This is a genomic window from Rhizorhabdus sp. P4_G6, from assembly GCF_056401045.1.
Map to the genome: position 1 here is coordinate 281,768 of NZ_JBFUKC010000003.1, position 25,592 is coordinate 307,359.

At 65.3% G+C, this 25,592-nt stretch carries 24 protein-coding genes; 10 read left to right on the plus strand and 14 right to left on the minus strand.

All coding sequences use genetic code 11. The features are described from left to right. Both AC1DPF_RS05545 and AC1DPF_RS05550 read right to left on the minus strand, forming a co-directional pair. Entirely contained in the window at window positions 1-951 is a 951-nt protein-coding gene (locus tag AC1DPF_RS05545) for an SDR family NAD(P)-dependent oxidoreductase (protein WP_477960131.1), read from the minus strand. A gap of 42 nt (window positions 952-993) precedes the next feature. Beyond that, on the minus strand, window positions 994-2,286 hold the full coding sequence (locus AC1DPF_RS05550; RefSeq protein WP_477960133.1) for a cytochrome P450: 1,293 nt from the start codon (window positions 2,284-2,286) through the stop codon (window positions 994-996). Between the two features lie 71 nt (window positions 2,287-2,357). Between AC1DPF_RS05550 and AC1DPF_RS05555 the strand changes: the two genes are divergently transcribed. Continuing rightward, window positions 2,358-2,867 (plus strand): MarR family winged helix-turn-helix transcriptional regulator, encoded by a 510-nt coding sequence (locus tag AC1DPF_RS05555; protein ID WP_477867706.1) that lies wholly within the window; start codon window positions 2,358-2,360, stop codon window positions 2,865-2,867. Window positions 2,868-2,997: 130 nt separating this feature from the next. On the opposite strand, the gene AC1DPF_RS05560 is transcribed toward AC1DPF_RS05555, so the two are convergent. Further along, window positions 2,998-3,993: a glycosyltransferase family 2 protein gene (locus AC1DPF_RS05560; RefSeq protein WP_477960135.1), complete on the minus strand. Its 996-nt coding sequence runs from the start codon at window positions 3,991-3,993 to the stop codon at window positions 2,998-3,000. Window positions 3,994-4,089: 96 nt separating this feature from the next. Beyond that, window positions 4,090-5,388 carry an adenylosuccinate lyase gene (purB, locus tag AC1DPF_RS05565; protein ID WP_477867702.1) on the minus strand — a complete coding sequence of 433 codons (1,299 nt, stop codon included), beginning with the start codon at window positions 5,386-5,388 and terminating at the stop codon, window positions 4,090-4,092. A gap of 237 nt (window positions 5,389-5,625) precedes the next feature. Between purB and AC1DPF_RS05570 the strand changes: the two genes are divergently transcribed. Next, window positions 5,626-6,237, plus strand: a complete 612-nt coding sequence (locus tag AC1DPF_RS05570) for an EF-hand domain-containing protein (protein WP_477960137.1) — start codon at window positions 5,626-5,628, stop codon at window positions 6,235-6,237. Between the two features lie 49 nt (window positions 6,238-6,286). Here AC1DPF_RS05570 and radC read toward each other — a convergent pair whose 3' ends face one another. The 4 genes from radC to AC1DPF_RS05590 form a co-directional block, all read right to left on the minus strand. After that, the gene (gene radC, locus AC1DPF_RS05575; protein WP_477867698.1) at window positions 6,287-6,979 is read right to left on the minus strand and encodes a RadC family protein; all 693 of its coding nucleotides are present in this window, start codon (window positions 6,977-6,979) and stop codon (window positions 6,287-6,289) included. Window positions 6,980-7,042: 63 nt separating this feature from the next. Further along, entirely contained in the window at window positions 7,043-8,041 is a 999-nt protein-coding gene (locus tag AC1DPF_RS05580; RefSeq protein ID WP_477867696.1) for a KpsF/GutQ family sugar-phosphate isomerase, read from the minus strand. A gap of 1 nt (window position 8,042) precedes the next feature. After that, window positions 8,043-10,133: a class I SAM-dependent methyltransferase gene (locus tag AC1DPF_RS05585; protein WP_477960139.1), complete on the minus strand. Its 2,091-nt coding sequence runs from the start codon at window positions 10,131-10,133 to the stop codon at window positions 8,043-8,045. A 72-nt stretch (window positions 10,134-10,205) separates the two neighbouring features. Beyond that, window positions 10,206-12,008, minus strand: a complete 1,803-nt coding sequence (locus AC1DPF_RS05590; RefSeq protein ID WP_477867692.1) for a hypothetical protein — start codon at window positions 12,006-12,008, stop codon at window positions 10,206-10,208. Window positions 12,009-12,206: 198 nt separating this feature from the next. Here AC1DPF_RS05590 and AC1DPF_RS05595 point away from each other — a divergent pair, with 198 nt between their 5' ends. The 3 genes from AC1DPF_RS05595 to AC1DPF_RS05605 all read left to right on the plus strand — a co-directional run bounded on the left by AC1DPF_RS05595 (window position 12,207) and on the right by AC1DPF_RS05605 (window position 15,905). Further along, window positions 12,207-15,278: an intermembrane phospholipid transport YdbH family protein gene (locus tag AC1DPF_RS05595; protein ID WP_477960141.1), complete on the plus strand. Its 3,072-nt coding sequence runs from the start codon at window positions 12,207-12,209 to the stop codon at window positions 15,276-15,278. Window positions 15,279-15,351: 73 nt separating this feature from the next. Continuing rightward, window positions 15,352-15,537: a YnbE family lipoprotein gene (locus AC1DPF_RS05600; protein ID WP_477867739.1), complete on the plus strand. Its 186-nt coding sequence runs from the start codon at window positions 15,352-15,354 to the stop codon at window positions 15,535-15,537. Beyond that, window positions 15,534-15,905 (plus strand): YdbL family probable chaperone protein, encoded by a 372-nt coding sequence (locus AC1DPF_RS05605; RefSeq protein WP_477960143.1) that lies wholly within the window; start codon window positions 15,534-15,536, stop codon window positions 15,903-15,905. Before AC1DPF_RS05600 ends, AC1DPF_RS05605 begins: the two co-directional genes overlap by 4 nt. A gap of 222 nt (window positions 15,906-16,127) precedes the next feature. Here the strand turns inward: AC1DPF_RS05605 and AC1DPF_RS05610 are convergent, their stop codons facing one another. From AC1DPF_RS05610 to AC1DPF_RS05620, 3 genes are read right to left on the minus strand one after another with little or no spacing between them, the layout of a single operon-like run. Then, the gene (locus AC1DPF_RS05610) at window positions 16,128-17,849 is read right to left on the minus strand and encodes an ATP-binding protein (RefSeq protein ID WP_477960145.1); all 1,722 of its coding nucleotides are present in this window, start codon (window positions 17,847-17,849) and stop codon (window positions 16,128-16,130) included. Then, the gene (locus tag AC1DPF_RS05615) at window positions 17,846-18,418 is read right to left on the minus strand and encodes a TOL_0243 family YfiR-like periplasmic protein (protein ID WP_477960147.1); all 573 of its coding nucleotides are present in this window, start codon (window positions 18,416-18,418) and stop codon (window positions 17,846-17,848) included. Before AC1DPF_RS05615 ends, AC1DPF_RS05610 begins: the two co-directional genes overlap by 4 nt. Window positions 18,419-18,420: 2 nt before the next feature. Continuing rightward, window positions 18,421-20,265 (minus strand): TOL_0244 family TonB-dependent receptor, encoded by a 1,845-nt coding sequence (locus tag AC1DPF_RS05620; protein ID WP_477960149.1) that lies wholly within the window; start codon window positions 20,263-20,265, stop codon window positions 18,421-18,423. Window positions 20,266-20,787: 522 nt separating this feature from the next. On the opposite strand from AC1DPF_RS05620, the gene AC1DPF_RS05625 reads away from it, so the two are divergent. The 5 genes from AC1DPF_RS05625 to AC1DPF_RS05645 are packed head-to-tail and all read left to right on the plus strand — an operon-like array spanning window position 20,788 to window position 23,392. Further along, window positions 20,788-21,108, plus strand: a complete 321-nt coding sequence (locus tag AC1DPF_RS05625) for an AtpZ/AtpI family protein (RefSeq protein WP_477867680.1) — start codon at window positions 20,788-20,790, stop codon at window positions 21,106-21,108. 39 nt (window positions 21,109-21,147) lie between these two features. Next, complete coding sequence (locus tag AC1DPF_RS05630; RefSeq protein WP_477867678.1) at window positions 21,148-21,933, plus strand: F0F1 ATP synthase subunit A; 786 nt, start codon at window positions 21,148-21,150, stop codon at window positions 21,931-21,933. Between the two features lie 48 nt (window positions 21,934-21,981). Then, complete coding sequence (locus AC1DPF_RS05635; protein ID WP_012050658.1) at window positions 21,982-22,209, plus strand: F0F1 ATP synthase subunit C; 228 nt, start codon at window positions 21,982-21,984, stop codon at window positions 22,207-22,209. A gap of 58 nt (window positions 22,210-22,267) precedes the next feature. Then, entirely contained in the window at window positions 22,268-22,759 is a 492-nt protein-coding gene (locus AC1DPF_RS05640; protein ID WP_477960151.1) for a F0F1 ATP synthase subunit B family protein, read from the plus strand. 12 nt (window positions 22,760-22,771) lie between these two features. Continuing rightward, window positions 22,772-23,392, plus strand: coding sequence for a F0F1 ATP synthase subunit B family protein (locus tag AC1DPF_RS05645; protein ID WP_477867737.1), 621 nt, complete (start codon window positions 22,772-22,774; stop codon window positions 23,390-23,392). A 61-nt stretch (window positions 23,393-23,453) separates the two neighbouring features. Here the strand turns inward: AC1DPF_RS05645 and AC1DPF_RS05650 are convergent, their stop codons facing one another. Genes AC1DPF_RS05650 through AC1DPF_RS05660 form a run of 3 tightly spaced genes read right to left on the minus strand, consistent with a single transcriptional unit; the run spans window position 23,454 to window position 25,524 of the window. Continuing rightward, window positions 23,454-24,731, minus strand: coding sequence for an NAD(P)/FAD-dependent oxidoreductase (locus AC1DPF_RS05650; RefSeq protein ID WP_477960153.1), 1,278 nt, complete (start codon window positions 24,729-24,731; stop codon window positions 23,454-23,456). Beyond that, the gene (locus AC1DPF_RS05655; protein WP_477960156.1) at window positions 24,728-25,189 is read right to left on the minus strand and encodes a DoxX family protein; all 462 of its coding nucleotides are present in this window, start codon (window positions 25,187-25,189) and stop codon (window positions 24,728-24,730) included. Before AC1DPF_RS05655 ends, AC1DPF_RS05650 begins: the two co-directional genes overlap by 4 nt. Window positions 25,190-25,245: 56 nt before the next feature. Then, complete coding sequence (locus tag AC1DPF_RS05660) at window positions 25,246-25,524, minus strand: BufA1 family periplasmic bufferin-type metallophore (protein ID WP_477960158.1); 279 nt, start codon at window positions 25,522-25,524, stop codon at window positions 25,246-25,248. Window positions 25,525-25,592 lie beyond the last annotated feature (68 nt).

Genomic DNA, 25,592 nt, shown 5'->3' on the forward strand with positions numbered 1-25,592 from the left:
TTAGTCGGATGCGCCTTCCGCCTGCTGGATGAGCTTGTCGATCATCCAGTATTCGTCGATCATGCTCGAAGGAATTCCGCTCAGGGTCGGCTCCTCGATTTCGGCAAAATGCGCCGCGATGTCGTCGACCGACGCGACCAGGTCGCGCGGCGCCAGCCAGCCGTCGTTGACGCCGAGGAAGACGCGGGCGAAGCGGTTGCCGACTGCGCTGAACATGGCGTGGGTCGACTGGCATTCCCGACTGATCAGGTAGAGCGCCAGCGCCGTGCAGTTTGCGCCAGTGTTGGTTTCCCCGAAGCGGGACGTCGCCTTGCCGATTTCGACGAAGCTTTCCGGGTTCATCACCTGCGCCATGCGCGTGGCCGCGGCAGGAAGGATCGCGTTGCACAGGACTCCGTGCGGCGCGCCTTCAACTGAAAGACCGTTCATCAACCCGGCGATCGCACCCTTTGCTGCGCCATATCCGGTCTGAGTCGCGCTGCCGAAGGTGGCGCCAGAGCCGGTGAAGAGAATGCGTCCGCCGCCCCGCTGCTTCATGTGCCGATAGATCGGCCGCGTCACGTGGAAGGCGCCCATGACGTGGATGTCGAGCAGCGAACGCGCGGCGGCCGGGTCGGCATCCTCGAAATCAAAGACGCGCATGTTGCCGGCGTTGTTGATGAGCGCGTCGACCTTGCCAAAGGCCTCGATTGCCGTGCTGAAGATCGCTTCACCGCCGGCCTCGTTGGCAACCGAATCGTGACTGGCCACGGCCTTCCCGCCGGCGGCGCGGATTTCGGCGACCAGAGCATCGAGTGCGTCGGTCGAACGACCGGACCCGGTGGCATCGGTGCCGAGGTCGTTGGCCACGACCGAAGCACCCCGCCGCGCCAGTTCGAGTGCATAGGGCCGGCCGAGCGCGCCGGCGGCGCCGGTTACGACGACGACTTGATCATCAAAGCGAATGGTCATGCTGTCTTCCTCGAAGAGAATCTCTGTGAAAGGGTGCGCCGGTCAGGCCCTGTCGAAGCGGACCTGGAGCCGGATCGGACCCTGGGCAAAAAAATGAAGCAGCCGTTCGACCGGCTGCGGATCGTCGGTAAGGGTGATGGCGCGTGATCGCGACAGAAGCGCGCGGAACCCGTGATAGAGTTCGGCCCGGGCAAGCTGGTTGCCCAGGCAATAGTGGATGCCCGCGCCGAACGCGAGATGCTGCGCGGCATTGGCGCGCTCCAGGTCGATCTCGGCCGCGTTCGGAAAGCGTTCCTCGTCGCGATTGCCCGCCGCCCAGCGCAGGTGCAGGATGGCCCCTTCGGGAATGTCGACCCCGCCGATCGCGACCGCCTTGGTGGCGCGACGGTAAAGACCAGCAAGCGGCGCCTCCAGGCGGAGAACCTCTTCGACGAAAGCGCGCACCTTGTCGGGGTCGGCGCGAAGCTCGTCCTGCAGGTCGGGGCGGGTCGCAAGGTAATAAGCGCCCGAGGCGAGGGCGCTTGTCGTCGTTTCGTTGCCGCCCACCAGAAGCTGGATCATGATCCCGCAGAATTCCGACGGGGTCAGCGGCCGTCCATCATATTGGGCATTGGCGATATCGCTGATCATCGTGTCGTCCGGGGCGTTCTGCCGGGCGCTACGGTGCTTCAGGAAGAATTCGAACATCTCCCGCTTCTGTGCAGCGAGCTCGATCTGGCGATCGGGGGTAAGCCGGGGATCGGTCGATTCGATCGTCGCGTCAGACCAGCGTTTAAATGTGTCGATCATTGCCGGCGGCACGCCGAGCTGCTCGGCGATCATCCGGATGGGGAGAGGAATCGCGAAGGCCTTCACGAAATCGAACGCGTCACCCGGGAACGCATCGATCAGGTCGTTCGCTATTTCCTGGATGCGCGGTTCGATCGCGGTGATCCGCTGGTCGCGAAATGCCATGTCGACCAGCGCGCGATAGGACCGATGGGACGGCGGATCGTTGGTCACCAGCGTGTTGACCTCGGTCACGTCGATTTCCGCATACATCGCGGTGATGCGCTCGGTCGCAGGCGTCTGCCGGGCAGACAGAAGCTGGGTGTCGTTCGAAAAGGTGCGGGGGTCGAGCGCGATCTTGCGGATGTCGGCGAAGCGCGTGACGTAATACATCCCGGTGACCGGATCGAGATGAACGGGCGCCTCCTCATGCAGCCGGCGATAGGCCGCAACCGGGCATTTCAGCACCTCAACGTCCGTAAAGCTGATGTTGGCGCCGACGGCCGCGGCGCTCTCGCTGTTCATGATGAACTCTCTCGGGATCGTGGTGGGCAGCTTATCGTTCACGAAAATTGGTAAAGCAAGCTTTACTGTATTGTGCTTGCCAAAGCTCCCCTACGGCTCGATATCCCGCGGTCATGACCGAAACCCCAGCGCGTGCAGGCGCCACGACCAACGATGAACGATTGGCTCGGCTGAAGCAGCGGTTTCCTGATTCGCTGTCGCGCCATTTGCGGCTGGTCAGCGACTGGACGATACGCTGGATCTACGATGTGGTCCGTGCGCGGGGGCACCCCGGGATTCGCCTTGTGCACGAAGCGGTGGTTGTGCCGCTGGAGCTTTCGGGCACGCGGCTGGTGGATATCGCCCGCTACAACCAGGTTTCGAAAAGCGCGATCGGTCAGCTGGCCAACGAACTCCAGACGCTCGGCTATGTCCAGCGTGACGCGGACCCAGACGACGCGCGCGCCAAGCGGCTACGCTTCACCGACGCGGGGATCAGGCTGATGCTCGATGCCATGGATGCGGAAAGCATCCTGGAGGAAGAGATTGTGGCGCTGATCGGCGCTCGCAAATGCTCGCAGTTCAAGCAGCTTGTGGCGGATCTCGCAGCCGCCATCAGTGCGCGCCAGCAGGAGGCTCCCTGACGGCGGCTTTCGCGGGCGGCGCCCGGCGCCCGGTTCGATCGTCAAAAGCCCCGTCCGCCCACGATCCCCTCCCGCAATAACGTCGGCCCAGAGGGAATTAGAAATCGCTCGGAATCAAGCACGCACGTCACTAGTTCGCCAGGTCGCGCGCGCGGTACATCAAACCGCCCGGACCGTAATAATGCAGCAGGAAATCGCGCCACAACCGCGGCGGATCGTGGCGCGGCCGCCCGCGCAGCCGGGCGAGCAGGGCACCGGGCGGCGATGCCAGCAGCCAGAGCAGGTTGGCGAGATGTGTCGCCGCAAGCCCGTGACGGCGCAGCAGGAAGCGCGCCCGCGAGGCGAACCAGTAGCGCGGCCGGCGCGCTCTCTCCCGATTCTCGGTCATCCCCGTGGCCTGGCCCCCGATATGGGTGACGCGGCTGGCCGGGACATGCCACGTCTCGAACCCGGCATCGGCTGCGCGCGCGCAGAGATCGGTCTCCTCGAAATAGAGAAAGTAGCGCGGATCCAGCGCACCGATCCGATCCAGCAGCGTGCCGCGGATCATGAAATGGGCGCCCGACACCCAGTCGACGCGTTGGGAGCTGTCGCCGACGGGCACCACCACATCGTGCCGCCACAGCAGGCGGCGCAGCGGGCCGAGGTCCAGCGCAGCGGTCAACTCGCCCAGCGGCGAGTGAAAGCGAAAGGCACTATGCCGGACGGTTCCGTCCGGCCGCAGGCATAGCCCGCCGGCAATGCCGGCCTCGGGGCGGCTGTCCAGGAAATCCACCAGAGTGCCCAGCGCGTCCGGCGCGGCGACCGTATCCGGGTTCAGAAACCAGACGAAGTCCGGTGGCCGGCCAGCGCCCGCGGTACGGGCATGATGCGCGAGCCCGGCATTGTTGCCACCGGCAAATCCAAGATTGTCGTCGAGCGCGAGCACCGAGCAGAGCCCGGTATGTTCCGCCGCGATGGAGGCTGCGATGATCTCGGCCGATCCATCGCCGGAGCCATTGTCGACGACGAGGATATGCGCGTCGCCGCGTGCCCGCACCTCATCGGCGATCGCCTCGACCGCACGCACCGTCAGTGCTGCGGTACGATAGTTGACGATGAGCACCAGAATCGGCGCGGTCATCATGCGTCGCCGGTCGCTCCCTGATCCGGCTCCCGATGAGCGGCGGATGCCCGACACATGCCCGGCATCACGCCCGATGGCAATCTTGGCGCCCCGGCCTCAGCCGAACACCCGCGCGAAGATCGTGTCGACATGCTTGAAGTGATAATCGAGGTCGAATTTGTCCTCGAGCTCCTTCGCGCTCAGCTTCTCGCCGACCTGCGGATCCGCCTTGAGTAACTCGAGCAGCGACAGCGCGCCATCCGATTCCCACACCTTCATCGCGTTGCGCTGGACGATGCGATAGGCGTCTTCGCGGCTGATCCCTGCCTGGGTCAGCGCGAGCAGGACGCGCTGCGAATGAACCAGTCCGCCCATGCGATCGAGATTCTTCTGCATCCGCACCGGATAGACGAGCAGCTTGTCGATCACCCCGGTCAGCCGAGCCAGGGCGAAATCTAGCGTCACCGTCGCGTCCGGGCCGATCATTCGCTCGACCGATGAATGGCTGATGTCGCGTTCATGCCACAGGGCGACATTTTCCAGCGCAGGGGTGACGAAGCCTCGCACCAGTCGTGCGAGGCCGGTCAGATTCTCGGTGAGCACCGGGTTGCGCTTGTGCGGCATCGCCGACGAACCTTTCTGGCCCGGTGAGAAATATTCCTCGGCCTCGAGGACTTCGGTGCGCTGGAGGTGGCGCACCTCGGTTGCCAGCCGCTCGACCGACGAGGCGATCACGCCCAGGGTCGCGAAGAACATCGCATGGCGATCGCGCGGGATCACCTGGGTGGAGACCGGCTCGACCGTCAGCCCCATCTTTTCGGCGACATATTCCTCCACGTACGGATCGATGTTCGCAAAGGTGCCCACCGCGCCCGAGATTGCGCAGGTCGCGACATCCCTGCGCGCCGCGATCAGCCGTTCGCGATTGCGCGCGAACTCGGCATGGGCCTGCGCCAGCTTCAGGCCGAATGTCACCGGCTCGGCATGGATACCATGGCTGCGGCCGATCGTCGGCGTCAGCTTGTGCTCGAATGCGCGGCGCTTGAGCACGTCGAGCAGCGCGTCGATATCGGCCAGCAGGATGTCCGACGCACGGGCGAGCTGCACTGCGAGGCAGGTGTCGAGCACGTCCGACGAGGTCATGCCCTGGTGCATGAATCGCGCCGGTTCGCCGACATGTTCGGCGACATTGGTGAGGAAGGCGATCACATCGTGCTTCACCTCGGCTTCGATCGCGTCGATCCGCTCGACTTCGAACGCGCCCTTCTCCCAGATCGCCCTGGCCGCCTCCTTGGGCACCACGCCGAGCTCGGCGAGGGCATCGGTCGCGTGCGCCTCAATCTCGAACCAGATGCGAAACCGTGTCTCCGGCTCCCAAATCTTGACCATCTCGGGCCGGGAATAGCGGGGAATCATCGAACGTCCTTGTCTTGAGCTGGCAATCGACCGGGCGCCTAGCAGAGGGGGCGAACAGCGGCAATCGAGTCGGGCGCCTCCTCCCGATCGTCCCGGCAACCGATTCGTCGTGGAAATGATCCGGGCGAACCGTTGCGGCCACCATCGGGGAAACCCTGCACGGTGTCGCGGGTTCGACTTTCTCGGGACGCTTGCGCCCGAAGGGATTTTGACCGAGTCGCTGTCAGGAGAGACGATATGAACAAGTTGATGCTTTTGGGGGGCGCCGCGCTGCTCGCCCTGTCGGGAACCGCCATGGCGCAGACGACGGGCAGCGAGCCCTCACCCGATGCGGCTGCTACCCCCGATGCCACCACGCCGTCCGCCACTGCCCCCAGTGATGCCACCGCATCGGCGGGTACGCCGGCTGCGTCGGGCACGACCCCTTCGACCGGAACCCCCGGTTCCGATGCTGTCGCCCAGACCACGGCGCCGGCTGCCGATGCCGCCGCCACCACGCCCCCGGCGACCGACACCGCCGCGGCAGGCGCCGACGCTGCCGCAACCGTGCCCGCCGCGCCTGCTACCGTCACGGCGAGCGCCGATGCCACGGCCAAGGTCAACGCCGACTGGGCGAAATACGACACCGGCAACAAGGGCAAGCTTACGCCGCTCGAGTTCGGCAGCTGGGTTCTCGCGGCGCGTGGCCAGGACGTGACGGCGCAGGTCGAGAAGAGCAAGACCAGCAAGCGCGCCAACCTGCCGGCGGTCAAGGTGCTCAATGCCACGGCGGGCGATTTCGCCAAGGCCGATACCGACAAGGATCACATGATCTCACCGAACGAGCTGGCGGTATATCTGTCGGCCTGATTGGACCGAAGCAGATGACAGGAGGGGCGGTCGCCTGGCCGCCCTTTCTCTATATGAGTCCTAACGCGCGGAGGCTCGCCTGCGCCTTGGCGCCTACGACGATATGGTCGTGGACGCTGATCCCAAGGGGTTTGGCCGCGGCGATCAGTTCCTTCGTCAGGGCGATATCCTGCCGGCTGGGCTCGGGATCGCCCGAGGGATGGTTGTGGACTATGATGAGCGCCGCCGATCCCAATTCCAGCGCGCGCTTGATCACTATGCGGACATGGATGGCCGCCTGATCGATCGAGCCCTCTGACACCAGTTCGTCACGGATCAGGACATTTTTGCTGTTGAGGTGCAGGACGCGGACGCGCTCAACGGCCCTATGTGCCATGTCTGCGTGGAGATAGGCGTTCAGTGCCTGCCAGTTTGACAGGACATCGCGCTGGCTGATCTCGGTACGGAGCAGCCGGAGCGCGGACGCCTCCGCGATCTTCAGAGCGGCGACGACGCCGTCGGTGAGGCCGGCGCGAGCCAGCGCGCCGGCATCCGCTGACAGCAACGGTCCGAGGCCGCCAAATTCGGCGAGCAGGGCGCGGGCCATCGGCTTGGTGTCCTTGCGCGGGATCGCCAACGCCAGCAGATATTCGATGAGTTCGTGGTCGAGCAGGGCCTCCGGGCCGCCTTCGATCAGGCGCGCGCGCAGCCGGGCGCGATGACCGCTGGCGTCGTTGGCCGGATCCGGTGGGCTCATGGTCATCGTTGCACAGGCTATCGGATTTTCAGCGCAATGCCATCCCGGGCGCCGGGCTTCTTCGCAGCGTCAGTTCAGGCCTAGCCGATTGAAGTCATGGATATGCACCAGGCCGATTGGCACCTCGGGCGCATCATGGTCCATGACGAACAGCGCGGTGATCTTCTTCGCCGTCATTATCGCCAGCGCGTCTTCGGCATAGGTGCCATCGGGCACGGTCTTGGGGCTCCGCGTCATCACCTCGGTGGCCATGCTGATCAGCAGCCGGTCGATGTTGCGGCGCAGATCGCCGTCGGTGATCGTGCCGATCAGGCGTCCCTTGGCATCCACGACACCAGCGATGCCGAGGCTCTTTTCCGTCATCGTCACCAGCACGTCGCGCATCGGCGTTTCCGCGGTGACCAGCGGCAGCTGATGCCCCGCGTGCATGATGTCGTTGACCGGCAGCAGGCGCGAGCCGATCACCCCGCCGGGATGGAGCAGTTCCAGATGCTCGCGCGAAATGCCGCGCACGCTCATCGTCGCCACCGCAAGGGCATCGCCCAGCGCGAGCATTAGCGTGGTCGATGTGGTCGGCGAGATATTGAGCGGGCAGATCTCGCGCACCTTCGGCAAGGTCAGGCAGGCGCTGGATATCTGGGTGATCGGCGAATCCGGTTGCGATGTGATGCCGATGATCGGGCAGCCCAGCCGCTGGGCATGATGAGTGATCGGCCGTAGTTCCGGCGTCGCGCCCGAATTGGAGAGCATGACCAGCAGATCGCCGGCGATGACCATGCCGAGATCACCATGCGCGGCTTCGCCGGGATGTATGAAGATTGCCGGCGTCCCGGTGGAGGCGAAGGTTGCCGCCATCTTGCGCGCGATATGCCCCGACTTGCCCATGCCGCTGACGACGACCCGGCCGCGCGTATCGACGATCAGTTCCACCGCGCGTGCGAATTGCTCGTCGAGCAATTCGCCGAGCGTGGCGAGCGCCCGCGCTTCGACCTCCAGCACGGTCCGGCCATGTTCGAGGATCGCCTCGCGCGCCGAACGTGCCGAATGGAGCCTGGGATCGTGAAGCATCTCAGGGCTTCATCGCGAACCAGGTCGGGTACATCGAGTTCCATGTGTCTTCGTGGCAGTCGATCACGTGGAGCTCGAGATCGTTCTCGACGACGAACCGGTCGACGGCGGCCATGACCAACGGCCAGTCGGGCGCATAGTCGTCGCCCGCGATGATGCCGCCGCGGCGCAGCTTCGGGAGCCAATCCCGGAAAGTCGCGCCGTTCAGCTCGCCATCATGGGCATAGCCATCGACATAGATGAAATCCAACGACTCGTCGCCGAACAGATGGAGCGCCTCGTCGAAGCGCATCCGCAGGATGGCATTGCGGTCGCGATAGGGGCTGAGCCGCGCGACAGCCTCGCGATATTGATCCACGCCATGGCCGCGGTCGCCTGCCCACATGTCGATGCTGAACAGATAGCCGACATGGTCATATTGCAGGATGCGCTCCGAGAAATCACCGGCCGCAACGCCAAGTTCGACGCCAACCCCGCCTTCGCGGAACAGGGTCGCCACGTCGTCCCGCCGGGTGAAGGTCCTCGCCAGCGTCTTCAGGGTCCGGCTCATTTCCGCATCGTAGCAGGATCCGGCCTTGGCCATCGCTTCGGAGCGGTATTCCTGGCCGCGAATGTAAAAGGTCAGCGCGATCGAATTGCGCGGCTTCTCGTCAGGCCCAAGCGCGTCGACGCTGTGCCAGCTCTCTTCGGTGCGCACGAAGCCATAAGCCGAATTCGGCTTGAACGCGTTGGTCTTCAGCCGCTCGAAGCCATCGCCCGCCCGCCGATGGAAGGAGGTTCCGAGGTGGATCTGCGATTCGTCCTCGGGAAGGTAGAATTGCAGAGTCGCGATCTTGCTGGCGGCGTCCGGATGAACGCCGATGCGATATCCAGGACGATCGCGGTAGAGTATCGGCACCGCGACGAGGTCCGGCAGCCGATCGCCAAACCGCTCCCTGAGGGCCGGTTCGAACTTGGCGATGATCGCCTCGGCTATGGCCGGTGCGGTGAAGACATCGATCATCGCCTGCCAGAATGGTTGATCGTCGGACGCGATCCGCGACAGCGACGCTGGGGTGAGATCAAGCAGGAAGCGGGTCGGCTTGCCATCGGCATCGATCGCATCGGGATGGTCGATCGGATCGAGCGCCTCGTCCCCGGGCAGGCGCAACAGCAGCTCGCGATAGACATTGGCGGGCAGCATATCCTCCATGAAGATATTGCCGCTGGGGACGGGGTCGACCGGTGCCGCCGCGATCCTGTCGATGATCCGCCCGATGATCTGGTCGATCGTCACGGGCGCCTCTTCAGCGGCAGGCGGCGTCGCGCATGTCGGGGACCGGGCTGCGAGCTTCGCCGGGTCGCGATGGAACAGATAGTTGAGCACGTCGCGCGTTTCGGCTGTCGCGAAAGCCGCGTTCTGCTGCTTGTGGATGAAGTGCAGTCCGGCGCCTTCGAGGATCGCGGTCACCGTCGCGACCTGGTCCGCATCGCTCTCGATCAGTTCGATCGACACCGACTGCAGCTTTTCGCTCGCCAGCGTCCGCTGCGCGCCCTTCACGATCGCGAGCTCGATGCCGTCGACATCGATTTTCAGGTGGGTCGGTATCTCCAGGCCGAAATCGGCGATGAAGCTGTCGATGTCATAGCCGATCATCCCCTGTCGGAACGCCGGTTCGAACGGCTGGCCGCGAAAGTCCAGTGCCGCCCCGAAATTGCTCATCGACGTGCCGATATCGAGGCTCGCCAGGTTCATTGCTGCGATCGACTTGCCCTCGGCGAAGGCCAGGCAGAGCGGGGTCACGAGATCCTGCAGGCCGTTGACGGCGATCGTGATGCAGAACTGATGATAGTTGGCGAAATGGGGTTCGAACGCCACCGTCCGGATGCCGCGCGCCCCCGCATAGATGCTGTAGATGCCGACATTGGCGCCGATATCCCAGAATGTCTCGCCCGGCTCGAACGTATCGATCCAGGCGATCGTCTCCGGTTCCTTGTCGAGCAGCGTGTCGTAGCGCCAGCCGGCGCCCTGTTCGGCATAATGGATCAGATGGCCGTTGGCGTTGAGCGTCTTGAAGCCCGCCGCCGCGAAATCCCTGGCCATGACGTTCATCGATCAATCTCCAGCCGCCGATCGCAACGGCCTAATCCGAATTGCTGAAGCCTTCGTTAACCATGTTCGGCATCACGCCGCGCGCAGCCGCTCATTCTCCCGCTCCAGGTCGCGCGCCCATGAGGCCAGGCCGAAACGCCTTATATCGACCTGCCGCCAGAACAGGCCGGGGTCACGATGCCACAGATCGAAGTGCGCGACCGCATTGGCGCATTGCGATCCCATGTCGATCACTTCGGCCAGCTCCGTCAGGTAGAAGGGCAGGGGCCGGTCGGTCGTTCCGATCTGCGTCTCATGCGGGAAGGCCGCGGCCTTCAGCGCGGTGTCGACGCCCTGCTGGAAGCGGGCGAGTGCGGTCTGGCTGTCGCCATCGGCCAGGCACAGCCGCGCTTCATAGAAGGATGCCGCGATCGCCTTGGTCGCCAGCAGCGGCGAGAAGACCTGCCATTCGCCCTCGGCGGCGGCGCGATACCAGCGCCTGGCAGCATCGCGTTCTCCGATCAGCTCGCTGAGCCGGCCCGCGAGGAATGCCAGCGAGATCCGCCAGCGCCGCACATGGACGGGCGTGCTGTCGTCGAGCGGCTGATCGGCATAGGCTGCGATCAGCGGCAGGATCGAGGGCGCGAGATTGTCGAGCCGCAACTCGAGCACCCGATAGCCCAGCACGGCTATCGCGGCTCCACGATCGGCCGAGCCTTCCCGCGAATCCTCGATCACGCACTCCGCGAGCCGGGCGAGCTTAATATCGTCGCCGAGTCTTTCGCCCATCTGCACCATCGAGCGGTAGAGATAGGGATTGTCATAGGCGGCCCCGAAATCCACCAGCGCAGGCTGCGGAGCCGCTCCCTTCGGAAAAGCCGGATGATCATATTCGGCTGCTCGGCCTTCGCCCATCAACGGGTTGGCGGCCGCCACGAGCAGCAGCCATCCGCTGTCACCGGCCTGGTCGAGCGAGACCGGGAACAGCGCGTGCGGGCCTTCGGGATCCGAGCTGACCGGCATCTGGACATAGCGGATCTCCGGCAGGAAGCGCTCGGATACCGCCTCGATCAATGCCGCCCAGTCGCGCGGCTGCCTGCTATCCGCCCCGTTCTGGCGAAAGCCCAGGATCAGCCGCCCGTCGAACTTCAGGACGCGGGCATAGTCGTCGAGCCGCGCCATCCAGTCGGCTGGAACGGCAGGCTCGAAGGCGACGATGAGGTCGAGCATATTGTCCGCAAGCTGCGCAAGATCGGCGTCGACGCGATCGATGTCGCGACGCCCGCCCCAATGGTCGGGCTTCGGCTTCGGCCCGACGCGCGTTATCGATCCGGCCCGCGACAACGACATCAAGACAGCGGCACCGCCCGCCGATCCGATGCCGTCGATCAGCACATGATCGCCGGGCCGGACATGATTGGCCGCCATCGCGTAGCGCGCGATGGTCGCGTCGGCTTCGATGCTGCCCTTCTGCAGCTCGCCGCCGCCACCATGCGGCGCACGCTGATAATAGCTGATCGCCGGCAGCGCCCGCCCCGACCAGTTCGAATATTCACCGAGCGTCATGCCGCCGGCATGGCGCTGCCAGCCGGCATCGAACAACACGCGTTCCAGCGAGCGCCGATCATGCCCCGCCGATTGAAGAACAAGGGCGTTCATCCGCTTGAACGGACGAATGGCATCCGCGAAAGACATCGTCGGCGCGGCATCGGTCCAGCTCAGCAGGCCTGCGGTGGGGCGGTTGTCGGTCGGCGAGGTTCCGCCCGCCGGCAGGTCGACCAGGTCGCAGCCCATCAACGCCAGCTCGCGTGCGAGATCGAGATGCGCCGCCTGGTCCAGTGCTATCCGGCAAGGACCCAATCGCTGCACGATTGCGTTGGCACATTGAATGGTCACTCGCTTCTCCCTGAACCTCGGGCGTTCGCCAGGTCGCTGCCGGATTAGGCTCCAAGCATTGAGGGTTGGTTAACCATGTTCGGCCGCGGGATCGGCGGGGTGACGCGCGCGGAACGACAGGGTAAGCGTCGCGCGATGGACGAAGCTCGGAGACGCCGCTCGCGCCTTTTGCTCGCCGCTGGCCTGGCTGGCCTGGCGGTGGCTGGCGGGGCCGTCTGGCTGTGGAGCGAGCGAACCCCGATCGCGACATCCTATATCGACGATTCGCTGAGGACGAGCGGGGTTCCTGCCAGCTATCGGCTTGCCCATGTCGGCCTCCGCACGCACCGTATCGAGCGCATCCGGATCGGCGATCCCCGCCATCCGGATCTGACCGCCGATTGGGCCGAGATAGAGCTGGCGGTCGGATTGACGGGCGTGAGCGTCCGCGCTGTCGATGCCGGCGGGGTGCACCTGCGCGGCCGGTTGGTCGATGGCAAGCTGTCGCTCGGGACGATCGGCCGCTTGCTGCCGCCGACCAGCACCGGCCAGCCCTTCGCGCTCCCCGATATCCGGCTGACGGCCCGCACGATCGGACTCGATCTCACGACGCCGCAGGGCCTCGTCCGGGCCACGCTCGATGGCAAGGGCAATCTCCACGATGATTTCAGCGGCAGGCTTCGCGTCGCATCCGGCGGATTGGCCGCCGGCGGCTGTGCGATCCTCGCGCCGGTTGCAGACCTGGTCCTCGCCGTCGAGGCAGGCCGGCCGCTCGTCCGCGGGCCGGTCGAAGCGAGCTCGGTCACATGCCCCGATGTCAGGCTCGTCGCGCCGCGGATGGCGGTCGATGCCCGGGGCGACGCCGATCTGGCGCGCTGGCGCGGCGACATCGGCCTCCAGCGCGGGCGGTTCGCGGCGGCTCAGGCCGACATAGGCCGGCTGGGCGGCCGGATCAGCTTCGACGCTTCGGCGCGGCAGGTCTCCGGCAAGGCCGATCTCCATGCCGATCGGGTCCGCCATGCCGCAGGCACTGTCGGACGGGTTGGCCTCGTCGGGTCCTACCGGCTCGATCCGGCGACGCGCCGCATCGCAGTCGATGGCGATCTCAAGCTTTCGCAGGCGCGCCTGAACGCAGTCCTGGCCGACCGCGTGGCGCGCCTGCCGGCGATGGCCGATGGAACGCCGATCGGGCCCATATTGGCCGCCTGGGCGCGCGCCGTCCGGCAGGCCGGGCGCAGCGTCGACGGAACCGCGCGATTTGCGCTGGAGCACGCTCCGGAAGGCGGCGCGTTGCGGGTCGAGCGGGTCGACGCAGCGGCATTCGGCGGGGGGCGCCTGTCGATCCGCGCCGAACGGACGGGAGGACTGGGCTGGCGCTGGCCTGTGGCCGGCCCCGTCGTCAACGGCAGCCTGGAACTGGCGGGCGGCGGCCTGCCCCATGTCTCGGTGAGCCTGCGGCAGGCCGCGCCGGGGGCGCCGCTCGAGGGTTCGGCGACGATCGCCCCCTATCGGGCCGGCGATGCGCTGCTGCGACTGGCGCCGCTGCGTTTCGGGCCGGGGCGCCAGGGCGCGACCACGATCGCCACGCACATGACGCTCGATGGTCCGCTCGCCGACGGAAGGATCGACGGGCTCGACCTGCCGGTTGCTGCCGCCATCGGCCGCAACGGCGGCTTCGCGGTCAACGCCACCTGCGCGCGCCTCAGCTTCAGCCGGCTGGCCATCGCCGGCACCGTCATCGCCAATGCCCGCTTGCCGCTGTGCCCGATCGGCGGCGCCCTTGCCGGACGACGCGCCGGCGGCACGCTCTACGGCGGGGCCAGCATCGCGGCGCCACGGCTGCGGGGCCGCGTCGGCGATCAGCCCCTGACCATGGCGGCGCGCTCGCTGACGGTCGGCCTAGGCCGGCCGGGCTTTTCCCTCGATACGCTGGCGATACGATTGGGCGATCCGGCGTCGCCGACGACGCTCGACGTCGCGACGCTCGGCGGGGCAGTGGGGGCGAAGGGATTCTCGGGCCGTTTCGATGGCGCGTCGGGCAAGATCGGCGCGGTGCCGCTCCTGATTTCGGGCGGCAGTGGCGACTGGCGGCTGGCGTCGAGCGAACTTGTTCTCGGCGGTGCGGTGAAGGTCGACGACGCGGAGCGGACGTCACCGCGTTTTCACCAGCTGGTCGCCAACGATGTCCGCCTGATCCTGAAGAGCGGCCGGATCGGCGCCACCGCGACCTTTCGCGAACCGCGATCCTCCGCAGCTGTTGCACGCGTTGCGATCCGCCACGATCTGTCGAGCGGAGCGGGCGATGCGCTGCTCGATGTCGCCGATCTGCGCTTCGGCAAGGCGCTCCAGCCGGAAGCGGTGACGCCCCTCACCCTCGGCATGATCGCCAATGTGGAAGGCACGGTGACGGGCCAGGGGCGCATCCGCTGGTCCGGCGGCAATGTCACCAGCGACGGTGACTTTCGAACCGAGAAGCTCGATTTCGCAGCCGCCTTCGGCCCGGTGAGCGGCCTCAAGGGATCCATCCACTTCACCGATCTGCTCGGTCTCGTCACCGCGCCCGATCAACAGGTGACGATCGCCGAGATCAACCCCGGCATCGCCGTCAACGATGGCATCATCCGCTATCGCCTGCTGCCCGATCGCATGTTGGCGGTGGCAGGCGGGGCGTGGCCCTTCGCGGGCGGGACGCTCACGCTGGAGCCATCGGTTCTTGACATGGGCCAGCCGGTCGCCCGTCGCTTGACCTTCCGTATCGCCGGACTCGACGCCGCGACCTTCGTCCAGCAGCTCGAGTTCAAGAATATCGCCGTCACCGGCAAGTTCGACGGCGTGCTGCCGATCGTCTTCGACGCGCGCGGCGGCCGCATCGAAAATGGGGCGCTGACGGTTCGGCCCGGCGGGGGCACGCTCTCCTATGTCGGCGACGTCACCAATGCCGATCTCGGCCGGATCGCGCGGATTGCCTTCGATGCGCTCAAGTCGATGCGCTACGATCGGCTGACCATAGATCTCAATGGTGATCTCGATGGCGAGATCGTCAGCAAAGTCCGTTTCGACGGGACCAACGACAAGCCCGAGCAGACCGCGCGATCCGGCGGGATCGTCGGGCGCCTGCTCGCGCCGGTCACCCGCCTGCCGTTCCGCTTCAACATAACGATCACCGCGCCGTTTCGCGGGCTGGTCAATTCGGCGCAGACCTTCGTCGATCCGTCGATCGTGCTCCGCAACGCCACCTCGGGCGCCGTCGAGGCGGCGCCTGTGCAGCCGACACCCATTCAGCCCCGGTAAAGCGAGATCATGCGATGAACACCCCGACATTGACGACGAAGCGTTGCGATGCGAGCCTCAGGCCATGAACAAGATGGTCCCTGCGTCTTATGGCGCCCTGCTGTTCGCGTTGATGCTGCCAGGCTGTATCCAGGTCTCCGCGCCCGACAAGCCGATCGAGATCAACCTGAACGTCAACGTCAAGCAGGAGGTGGTCGTTCGGCTTCAGAAGGATGCCGAGGATTTCATCGCCAACAATCCGGAGCTGTTTCCGCAATGATGAAGCTTTCCAATATCATCGCTGTCGCCGCGGCCCTCGCTGTCGCCGCGCCTGTGCTTGCCGCAGACCCGGTCGTTGAATCGGCGCTGTCGAGCGGGACGGTCGGCGAGCAGTGGGACGGCTATCTCGGTTTCGTCTCGGCGCCTTCGCCCGATCTCAAGGCCGCCGTCGATGCGATCAACATCAAGCGCCGCGCGGGTTATACCCAGATCGCCGCGGCCCGGAACGTCACGGTCGACCAGTTCGCGCAGACCACCGCCTGCTCGACCCTGCGCGCCGTCAAGCCCGGCCAGGCCTACAAGCTCAAGGATGGCGGCTGGCGCAAGCGGCAGGGATCGGAATCGATCACGCCGGATTATTGCGGCTAAACGCGATTTCTTGTCGGATGAAATCATCTGCCGAGTCGGAAATCACGGAAAACAAAGACAATTCAGACTATGGGCCTGATCGCTCATCGCTCTGATATCAAGAAGCATTGATCGTGACTCATCACCCCTCCCCTGAAGGCTAGGGCATTCGCACATTGCTCTTTTTTCCGTCATCCCAGCGAAAACTGGGATCTCTCCGCAATGCAACGCGGTATGAGCCGATCATACCCTGGCGCTGGCCATCGCTTCGTCGACCGCCACCGCCAGGGTTTCCATGCGATAGGGCTTGCGGACCACCGGAAAGCCTTGCGATCCCGCCGCTATGATCCGGTCGCTGTAGCCGGTCGTCAGGACGATTGGCAGTTGCGGGCGGCGCAGCTGAAGCGCGCTCGCAAGCTCCAGGCCGCTCATCCCGGGCATCACGACATCGCTGAAGACGATGTCGAACTCGGCGCCGTCATCCGCGATATGCAGCGCTTCGGGGCCATTGCGCGCCCGTACCACCGCGTGACCCAGCTCGCCCAGCAGGCTTTCCGCTAGATCGCCGACCTCCTCATTATCCTCGACCAGCAGCACGCGCCCGCAATTGTTCCGTACGGCCATGGGCTGTTCGGTGCGCTCGCGCTGGGGCAATGGCTTGTTGCTTGCCGGCAGCAGCATCGAAAGCGTGGTGCCCTTGCCGACGACACTGTCGATCCGCGCTTCGCCCCCCGATTGCGCGGCGAAGCCATAGACCTGGCTGAGGCCCAGTCCCGTCCCCTTGCCCACCACCTTCGTGGTGAAGAACGGCTCGAACACATGGGAAAGTTGGTCCGGCGCGATCCCTGTCCCATTATCTGCTATCGCAACGACAACGGCGCGCTCGCATCCTTCGGCTTCCTCGGGCGTCGCGTTGCGCGTGCAGATCGTCACTTCGCCGCCGTCAGGCATGGCATCGCGGGCATTCACGACGATGTTGAGGAGCGCCGCCTCGAATTGTCCTGGATCGACCTCGACCGGAAGCAGCGCTCGTTCGAGATGCGTGTTGAGGATGATGTTCGCGCCCAGCGTCGGCTGGAGCATCACCAGCATCTTCAATATGCTGTTGTTGAGATCGATAAGCTCTGGCTTGAGCGGCTGTCTGCGGGCGAACGCCAGCAACTGCCCGGTCAGCAGGGCGCCGTGGGTCGAGGCGTCGATGATCGTCTTGGTAAACCGCATGTGGCGCTCTTCGGACAGGCCCGGCCGCTGCAGCATCTCCGCCGAGCCCTGGATCACCGTGAGCAGGTTGTTGAAGTCATGGGCGACGCCGCCGGTCAACTTGCCGAGGGCCTGCATCTTCTGGGCCTCGCGGAGCTGTTCCTCGGTGCGGCTGCGCTGCTCCATCTGGAACTGGAGTTCGCGGTTGGCCTCCTCCAGCGTTTGGTTGACTCGGCGTAGCGCCGCCTGCCCAAAGCCCAGAACCGCCATGATCAGGGACGTCATGACCACCAGGAGCGCAATCATCGCATAACGCGTGATGCGTCGTGACAGCGGCTCGATGTCGCCGGCGAGATAGACCGTGCCGATTCTCGTCCCGCTGCGCATGACGGGTACGGTGACCTCGATCGGCACGCTCTCCGATGGTCGGATATCCGAGAACCGCGTCGGCAGCAGCGTCGGCAGGCGGGCATAGCCGGCGAACCGGGCCCCCGCTGAATCATAGACGCCTGCGGCCAAGATCTGCGGGCTGACCCGCAACGCATCGGTGGACTCCTGCGCGGCGGCCTGATCCTGGAAGTCGAGCGCGGCGGTCACGCTCGCCGCCAATATCTCGCCTTGGATCTGGGCAGCGCTCTGCCGCCCCTCACGATAGCTCCGCTCGTTCTGGAAGATGATCCACAAGCCGGCGCTCAACAGCAGCAGCATGGCCAGCGACACCAGCGCCATCAGGCCTCGACGGCTTAGCGGACGCAACAGGCTCATGATTGCCGAACGCGCGATTTGACGCTGAGCGCGAGGCTCAGCAGGCGGGCACTGATCGACAGGTTGCTGCGCGCGGCCATGGCGTCGTCGATGTGGAAGCGCACGCGACCGTCCTTCAGCGCGAAGTGCACCATGCCTCGCCCGCTACCGAGGCTGGCATCGGTGACGGTCAGGATCGACTGTCCACGCAATGCTTCCTGCATCGCGGCGACGCTCTGCTTTGCGGACCCGCCGAGAAAGGCGACATGGCAATCGGCAGCGCCCGCCGTGCTGTCGAGCCGGCGCACCACAAGCGCGTGCTGGTCGACATGCTGGCCAACCACGGCTTCGTCGACATCGGCGCCGAAGGGATCGCGGCCGATGATGCACAGCTCGAGCGGAGCTGTTGCGGCGCCGACCGCGCTTGGCGGCCAGTTCACATAAGCCGCGAACTTGGGAAGGAAGGCGGCCTTGACCTGCGCCTCCAGCGATTTCGGCGCCGCGTCGGCCGCCGCCGCCGCGGTAAGACTGGTGGCAGCCATCACCAGGCCAAGGCTGCGGCTGAGCCGCTGGAGAGTCCTGTCGGTCATGTTCACAATCGCCACTGCGCGGCAAGGAAGACGCTTCGCCTTACCTCGACGCCCACGGGCCCGACTTGCAGCGTGTTGCTCGTCGTGCCGAACTCGGCATGATAGTCGTGGAGAAGGTTGGAGCCGGTCAGCGAAAACTCGAGCTTGTCCGAAGCCGCCCAGGCGACCCTGGCGCCGAGTTCGACATAGGCCGGCGAGCGTGGCGCGGGCAGGGCGCCGATCCGGCGTAGATCGAGGTTCAGCAGGACGCCCCGGCCAAGGTCCATCGTGGATCGCAAGGAGAGCTGGTATTTCGGGTCGTTGCCGGCAATCTGCAATCCACCGAGCCTGGAACTGCCTCGCTTGAAGCGCAAATCCTTGTGCAGCCAGTTCGCTCCCGCCGCGAGGCGCCACCAGCTGCTTGCGCGGTAGTTCGCCCAGGCTTCGACACCATAGGTCTCACCTTCCATGCCGTTTTCGAAGGTCAGCGGAAAGCCGCCATTGGTGAACTCGGCACTGCGCAGATCCGAATAGACATTGTAGAAGGACGAGACGGAGAAGGAGAGGTCCGCGAGCGGCTGTGAGCGATAGCCGAGTTCGTAGGCGGTCACCTTGACCGGCTGCATATTGCCGCCGGTTATCGCCACGAGCGACCCGATCCGCTGGGTCACGTCGCGATCGAGCCGGGACGGCACGCGAACGGCGCGCGATGCCGCAAGCCAGAGCAGATTATTGTCGGCGATGGCCCAGGAGAGGCGCAGGTTCGGCATCAGCTCGATGCCGGTGTACGGCTCATGCTCCGCCTTCATGCCGACGACGAGTTTGAGCTTGTCGGTAAGCGAAACCGAATCCTGCAGGAAAAAATTCCAGAGCGTGAGCGTGCGGCCTTGTGGAACGAACTGCACCGTCTGGGTCGCGGAGAGGACGGTCGGAAAATCGTCCTTCATCGCGCGATATCCGCCGCCCGCGACGATGGCATGGTCGCCGACGGCGAAGTCATACTGCGCCTGGATGTCGTAGCTATCGAGATGGTTTGCGAACCGGCCGGGCACCGAGAGATCGATATGATCATAATAGGCCTGGACCTGCAGGCTCGAATCACTGCTCATCGATCGTGTCCATCGAGCGACCAGGTTGCGGCCGCTGACGTTCCCGTCCGGGGGCATGAGCTGCTCCTCCGACCCGTCATAGATGTCGCCCTGGACGGTGATCACATCATCGACCGACTCCCAGTCGGCCCGAAAGCCGCCCTGCACCTTGTCCCAGGCGTCGCGCACCCTCGCGCCCGTGCCGCTGCGATCCTGGTTGCGGTGCCTGAAGCCCAACACATAGGCGCGGTAGCTCAGCGCGTCGGTCAGTTTGCCGCCATATTGCAGCCGGCCTTCGACTTCGGTGTTCCCTGCGCCAAGCTCGACTGCAGCACCCAGCGTGTCGCTCGATTTCTTGGTGATGATATTGATGACGCCGTTTACGGCATTGGCGCCCCATAGGGTTCCGCCCGGCCCGCTCACCACTTCGATCCGCTCGATATCGCTCGCCGGGACTTCCTGCAGGTTCCAGTTCACGCTCGACGAGAAGGGCGTGTAGATGCTGCGGCCGTCGACCAGCACGAGCAGCTTGTCGGAGGCGCCGCCGTTGAAGCCGCGCGCCGAGATCGCGTAGTGACTGGCGTTGACCTGCGCCACCTGAAGGTTCGGCGCGAGGCGCAACATCTCGGGCAGGCGTCGAGCGCCGGATCGCATGATATCGTCATGGGTGATGACGTAGATCGCTGCCGGAGCGTTGCTCAGCGGCTCGGCGCGTTTGGACACCGAGGTCACCTCGATCTGGGCGAGTTCCTCGATCGACAGGCTGTTTAGATCGAGCACTGCCGCAGCGGGCGTCGAGAATGAGGGCAGGCCGGCCAGCACTGCCGTCCAGACGCACGCACACCACGAAAATCGCCGCCGACCAACCGATACCATGTGGCTCCAGCCCCTGTCCTGGATGTCCCATCAGAGGCAATGCGCGTTCGCGATCAACGACATCAAGCCATGGAAAACACGTAGAGTGCCGACAAGGGCATGAATCACCCCGTTGGAGAGCTACGGGCTGTTTCGGCCTGTGCCATCTGGCAAAGGCGATTTCCTGCACGCCTTGGCGTCCGATGGCCCTTTGGCTGCACCCGGCTGACCTTGCCGTCGTGCTCGCTCATGGGGCGTCCGGCGGCACGGCCAGGCTTTTTGCGAACGCCTGTTTCTGCGGACTTTCAAATATCGTAACGATATCCGCGCTGCGCCATCGGGTAAGCGCGGTTGACTCGGGAAGACCCCCTTCCTAAAGGGGCCTCGCCTTGGCGGGATGGCTCGTCGGCATGGCGTTCGCTTCCCGATAATAGGAGAGGCGGCGACATGGCGGCGAAAGATCCCGGGCAAGACCCGGAAAGCACTGAGGATCAAAGGCTTACGTCGCTCGATGAGCGGCTGCGGACGATCCAGCAGGCTGAACAGGTCAGGACGGCAACAGCGCAGAAAAAGCCTGACAAGGGATATTCCCAGGGCAATCGCGTGCTGACCGAACTGATCGCGGGAATTGCCGGTGGTGGTTTGATGGGCTGGCTGTTCGACGGCTGGTTCGGAACCAAGCCCTGGCTCCTTTTGGTGATGTTGTTCCTCGGGATAGCCGTCGCCTTCAGGAACATCATACGGATTTCTCAGGAGCGCCCGAAATAGCTTTCGGACGCTTTTGGCATAAGCAGGGGTAAGGCAAGCGTGGCAGCCGAATCGGGCAAGATCGATCCGATGCACCAGTTCCTGATCGAACCATTGTTCGGGAAGGATTGGGCAATTGCGGGCCATAACATCGCTTTCACGAATTCTGCGATGTGGATGGTGGTGACTCTGGCGGCGATGCTGCTGTTCATGGTTGGTGGGATGAAGCGCGAGCTCGTCCCCGGCCGCTGGCAGGTCGCGGTTGAAAGCTTCACCGGCTTCATCTCGAACATGATGGCGACGAACATCGGCCCGGAGGGCAAGAAGTTCACCCCTTATGTCTTCTCGCTTTTCATGTTCATCCTCATCGCCAACATCCTCGGGATGATGCCGACCGGCGTCGTCGGGGTGCATCCGTTCACGATCACCAGCCACCTGACGGTGACCGGCGTTCTCGCTGTGATCAGCTTCTCGATCGTGCTGATCGTGGGCTTCGCGCGGCACGGCTTCCACTTCTTCTCGCTGTTCGTGCCCCATGGCACGCCCGGCTACATGATCCCGCTGATCTTCCTGATCGAGCTGTTCTCCTTCCTGATTCGCCCCTTCTCGCTGGGTTTGCGACTGTTCGTCGCGATGACCGCGGGGCATATCCTGATGAAGGTGCTCGCCGGCTTCGTGATCAACGGCATCAACGCCGGCGCGCTGACGGTCGCGATCGTCTCGATCCCCAGCTTCATCCTGATGATCGGCATCACCCTGCTCGAACTGCTGGTGTGCGCGATCCAGGCCTATGTGTTCGCACTGTTGACTTCGCTCTATCTGAACGACGCGGTCAACCTGCACTGATTTCCACCTACGACCACCATCAACCTGTTTAATGCTAAGGAGTTTATCATGGACGCAGAAGCCGCAAAGCTGATCGGTGCCGGCCTGGCCGCGATCGGTGTTGGCATGGCCGCACTTGGCGTGGGCAACGTGTTCGGCTCGTTCCTCGAGTCCGCACTGCGCAATCCCGCCGCTGCCGATGGCCAGCAGGGCCGTCTGTTCATCGGCTTCGCCGCTGCCGAGCTTCTCGGCCTGCTGGCGTTCGTCGTTGCGATGATCCTGCTGTTCGTCGCCTAACAGTTGCATGGCGGGCCGGTGCGCCGGCCCCCATTTGCAACGACCACAGGGAATATCGATGCCTCAGATCGCCCAGATCGCCGCGACCTATGCTTCGCAGATCTTTTGGCTGCTGGTTGTCTTCGGCCTGATCTACTTCGTGATCGGGCGCGGCATGCTGCCCAAGATCGAAGCGACCGTCGACGCGCGCGACCAGAAGATTGCCGCCGATCTTACCGCTGCCGAGGCCGCTCGCGCCAAGGCTGACGAGACCGAGGCCGCCTATCGGGCACGGATCGAGGAAGCGCGCGCTGCCGCGCTGAAGGCGACGCAGGAAGCCAAGGCCGCTTCCACGGCCGAGGCCGAAAAGCGCGTCAAGGCGGTCGATGCCGAACTCGCGGCGAAAGCCGCAACGGCAGACGCATCGCTCAAGGCTGCGCAGTCCAGGGCCCTTGCCGAGATCGAAAGCGTCGCCGCCGAGGCTGCGCAGGAGATCGTCGCCAAGGTGTCCGGCCTGACCGTCGACAAGGCTGCCGCCGAGAGCGCGGTCAAGGCCGCTTTGGCGGCGTAACGGAGACCCATGATGTCTGTAAACGGCTCCGAACTCGTCGCCGATAATCTATCCGATGCCGCCAAGCTCGAGGGGCTGCCGCAGAACGTCAGCGCCGAGCATGCCGCTGCCGGCACCGAAGAGCATCATGTCGACCCCACGGCGCTGGGGATGACCGCGACCGCATGGGTGTCGCTGGCGATGATCGTCGTCATCGTCCTGCTGCTGTGGAAGAAGGTGCCTTCGGTCATCGGCTCGTCTCTCGACAAGAAGATTGCCTCGATCCGGGCCAATCTTGATGAGGCGGCTGCGCTCCGTGCCGACGCCGAGAAGATCAAGGCCGAATATGAGGCCAAGGCCAAGGCTGCCGCGCAGGAGGCCGAGGCTATGCTCGTCCACGCCCGCGAGGAAGCGGATTCGATCGTGACCCAGGCCCGCGCCGACGCCGCATCGCTGATCGAGCGCCGCGGCAAGATGGCCGAGGACAAGATCGCCGCGGCCGAGCGAACCGCCATCGCCCAGGTTCGTGCGACCGCGGCATCGGTCGCAGCCGCCGCTGCCTCGCAGCTCATCGCCGAGCGTCACGACGCGAGCTCGGACAAGCCGCTGGTCGATGACGCGATCACCGCGCTCGGAACCGCCCGGCTCAGCTGATCCAGCTGCATGATATCAAAAGGGCCTGCCGGCTTCGTCCGGCGGGCCCTTTTTCTTTGACTCAGGCATGCCGGTCGATGCCGGTGATCAGCCGCGCGCCCCGATCGAAGGTGAGGTAGTTCCAGGCCCAGTTGGCGCAGACGACCAGCCGGTTGCGGAAGCCGATGAGGAAGTAGACATGCGCTGCCGACCAGAGCAGCCACGCGAGCAGGCCGGATAGCTTGATCCATCCAAGATCGACGACCGCGCATTTGCGGCCGATGGTCGCCAGATTGCCGAAACTGCGGTAGCGGAAGGGTCCGGGTTCCTTCTGTCCCAGCAGCCGGGCGGCGATCACGCGCGCGGCGTACCGCCCCTGCTGCTTTGCGGCAGGCGCGATGCCGGGCACGGCGCGGCCGGTGGCATCGGTTACGGCCGCGGTGTCGCCGATCACGAACACGCGCTGATCGCCCGGCACCGCAAGGTCGGCGCCGACGATCACCCGTCCGGCCCGATCCGCCGAGCTGCCGAGCCAAGCGGCGGCGGGCGAGGCGCGGACTCCGGCTGCCCAGACGATGGTGCTTGCCGCGATGCGCTCATCACCGATGATCACGCCGTCCTCGTCGATCGCCGATACGCGCGTCTGCAGGCGAACCTGCACCCCGAGCCGTTCGAGTGCTCGCCGGGCCGCCGCTCCCAACGACGGGGGGAAGCTGGGCAGCAGCCGCTGATCCGATTGAACGAGGATGATTCGCACGCAGCGGCGCGTGATATGCGGGAACTCGCCTTCGGCCGCTGCCCGGGTGAGCTCGGCGATGGCGCCTGCCATCTCCACGCCGGTCGGCCCGCCGCCGACCACGACGAAGGTCAGAAACTCGCTGCGTTCGGCCAGGCGTTCCTGCCGGTTCGTTTCGGCGCGCTCGAGCGCGAGCAATATCGTCCGCCGCACCGCGATCGCGTCGTCGATCGTCTTGATACCCGGCGCGCGATCGGCCCAGTCTTCCCCGAAATAGCTGTGTCGCGCGCCGCTGGCGACGATAAGTGCGTCATAATCAATCCGGGCGCCGCTCGCGAGCTCCACGCAGCGCGCCGCTCGATCGACCGCCACGACGCTGTCGAGCAGCACTTGCGTTCGCCGCTGTTTCTTGACGATCGCGCGGATCGGCTGGGCGATGTCGGCGGGCGACAGACCGGCGGTCGCGACCTGATAGAGCAGCGGCTGGAACAGATGATGGTTCTGCTTGTCGATCAGGACGATATCGACGGCATGCCGGGCCAACTCGCCGGCTGCCGCCAGCCCGCCAAACCCCGCGCCCACAATGACGATGCGCGGTCGGCGCGAGGGTTCGATCCCGCTCATGGCCGTGGCCAGCGCTCATCGCCCCGCGCGAGGGCATGGTCGATCGACCAGGCGCCGCCGCCCTTGGCGATCAGCGGCAGCAAAAGTCCGGCCCAGCTCAGATGCGTGGGCCATGCGTCTGGATAGACGAAGATCTCGATCACCGTCGTCATGCCGAGCAGCGCGAGTGCGGCGGGTCGCGTCGCCAGCCCCAGCACCAGCAGGATCGGGAAGAGATGCTCGGAATAGGTCGCGACATGCGCGGCGATCTCCGGCTTTACGAGCGGCAGGGCATAATCGGTCCGGAACAGCTCGTAGGTGCCATCCGTAATCGTGAGCAGGCCCTCCACCTTGGTCCGACCGGACAGGAAGAAGACGGCCGCTATGCCCAGCCTGGCGACGAGCAGCAGCAGTTTCTCGGGCAGCAGGCGTTCGGCGAGGCGAGCTGCGCCCGAATAGAGTGATATCAGCGCATTCATGGCATTTCTCCTGGCGGCGCCCGCGCGGGCTGTGGGCAGGCGCGGGCGCCGAAAGCTCAGCTCTTCGGGGTCAGCGAACCGGGACCCTGCGGGGTCTTGATCGCGGTGCAGGTGCCGGCCTTCACATATTTCCAGGCGTCGCCCTGATAGTCGTGACGCGAGGTGCCGGCGCAGCTGGTGCCGGCGCCGGCCTTGCAGTCGTTCTTGCCGGCAGGCGAGATGCCGTAGCACTTCTCCATTTTCGGGGCATCGGCGGCATGCGCCGCGCCGGCGGCGAAGGTCAGCGCGACGGCGGCGGCGATGGCGGCATGGGTCTTCGGGGTCTTGGTGGTCATGATCGTCTTCCTGTGAATCGTGCCTCGCGCGGGGTGCCGCGCGGTGATCCCGAGGCGGAAGGAGCGGA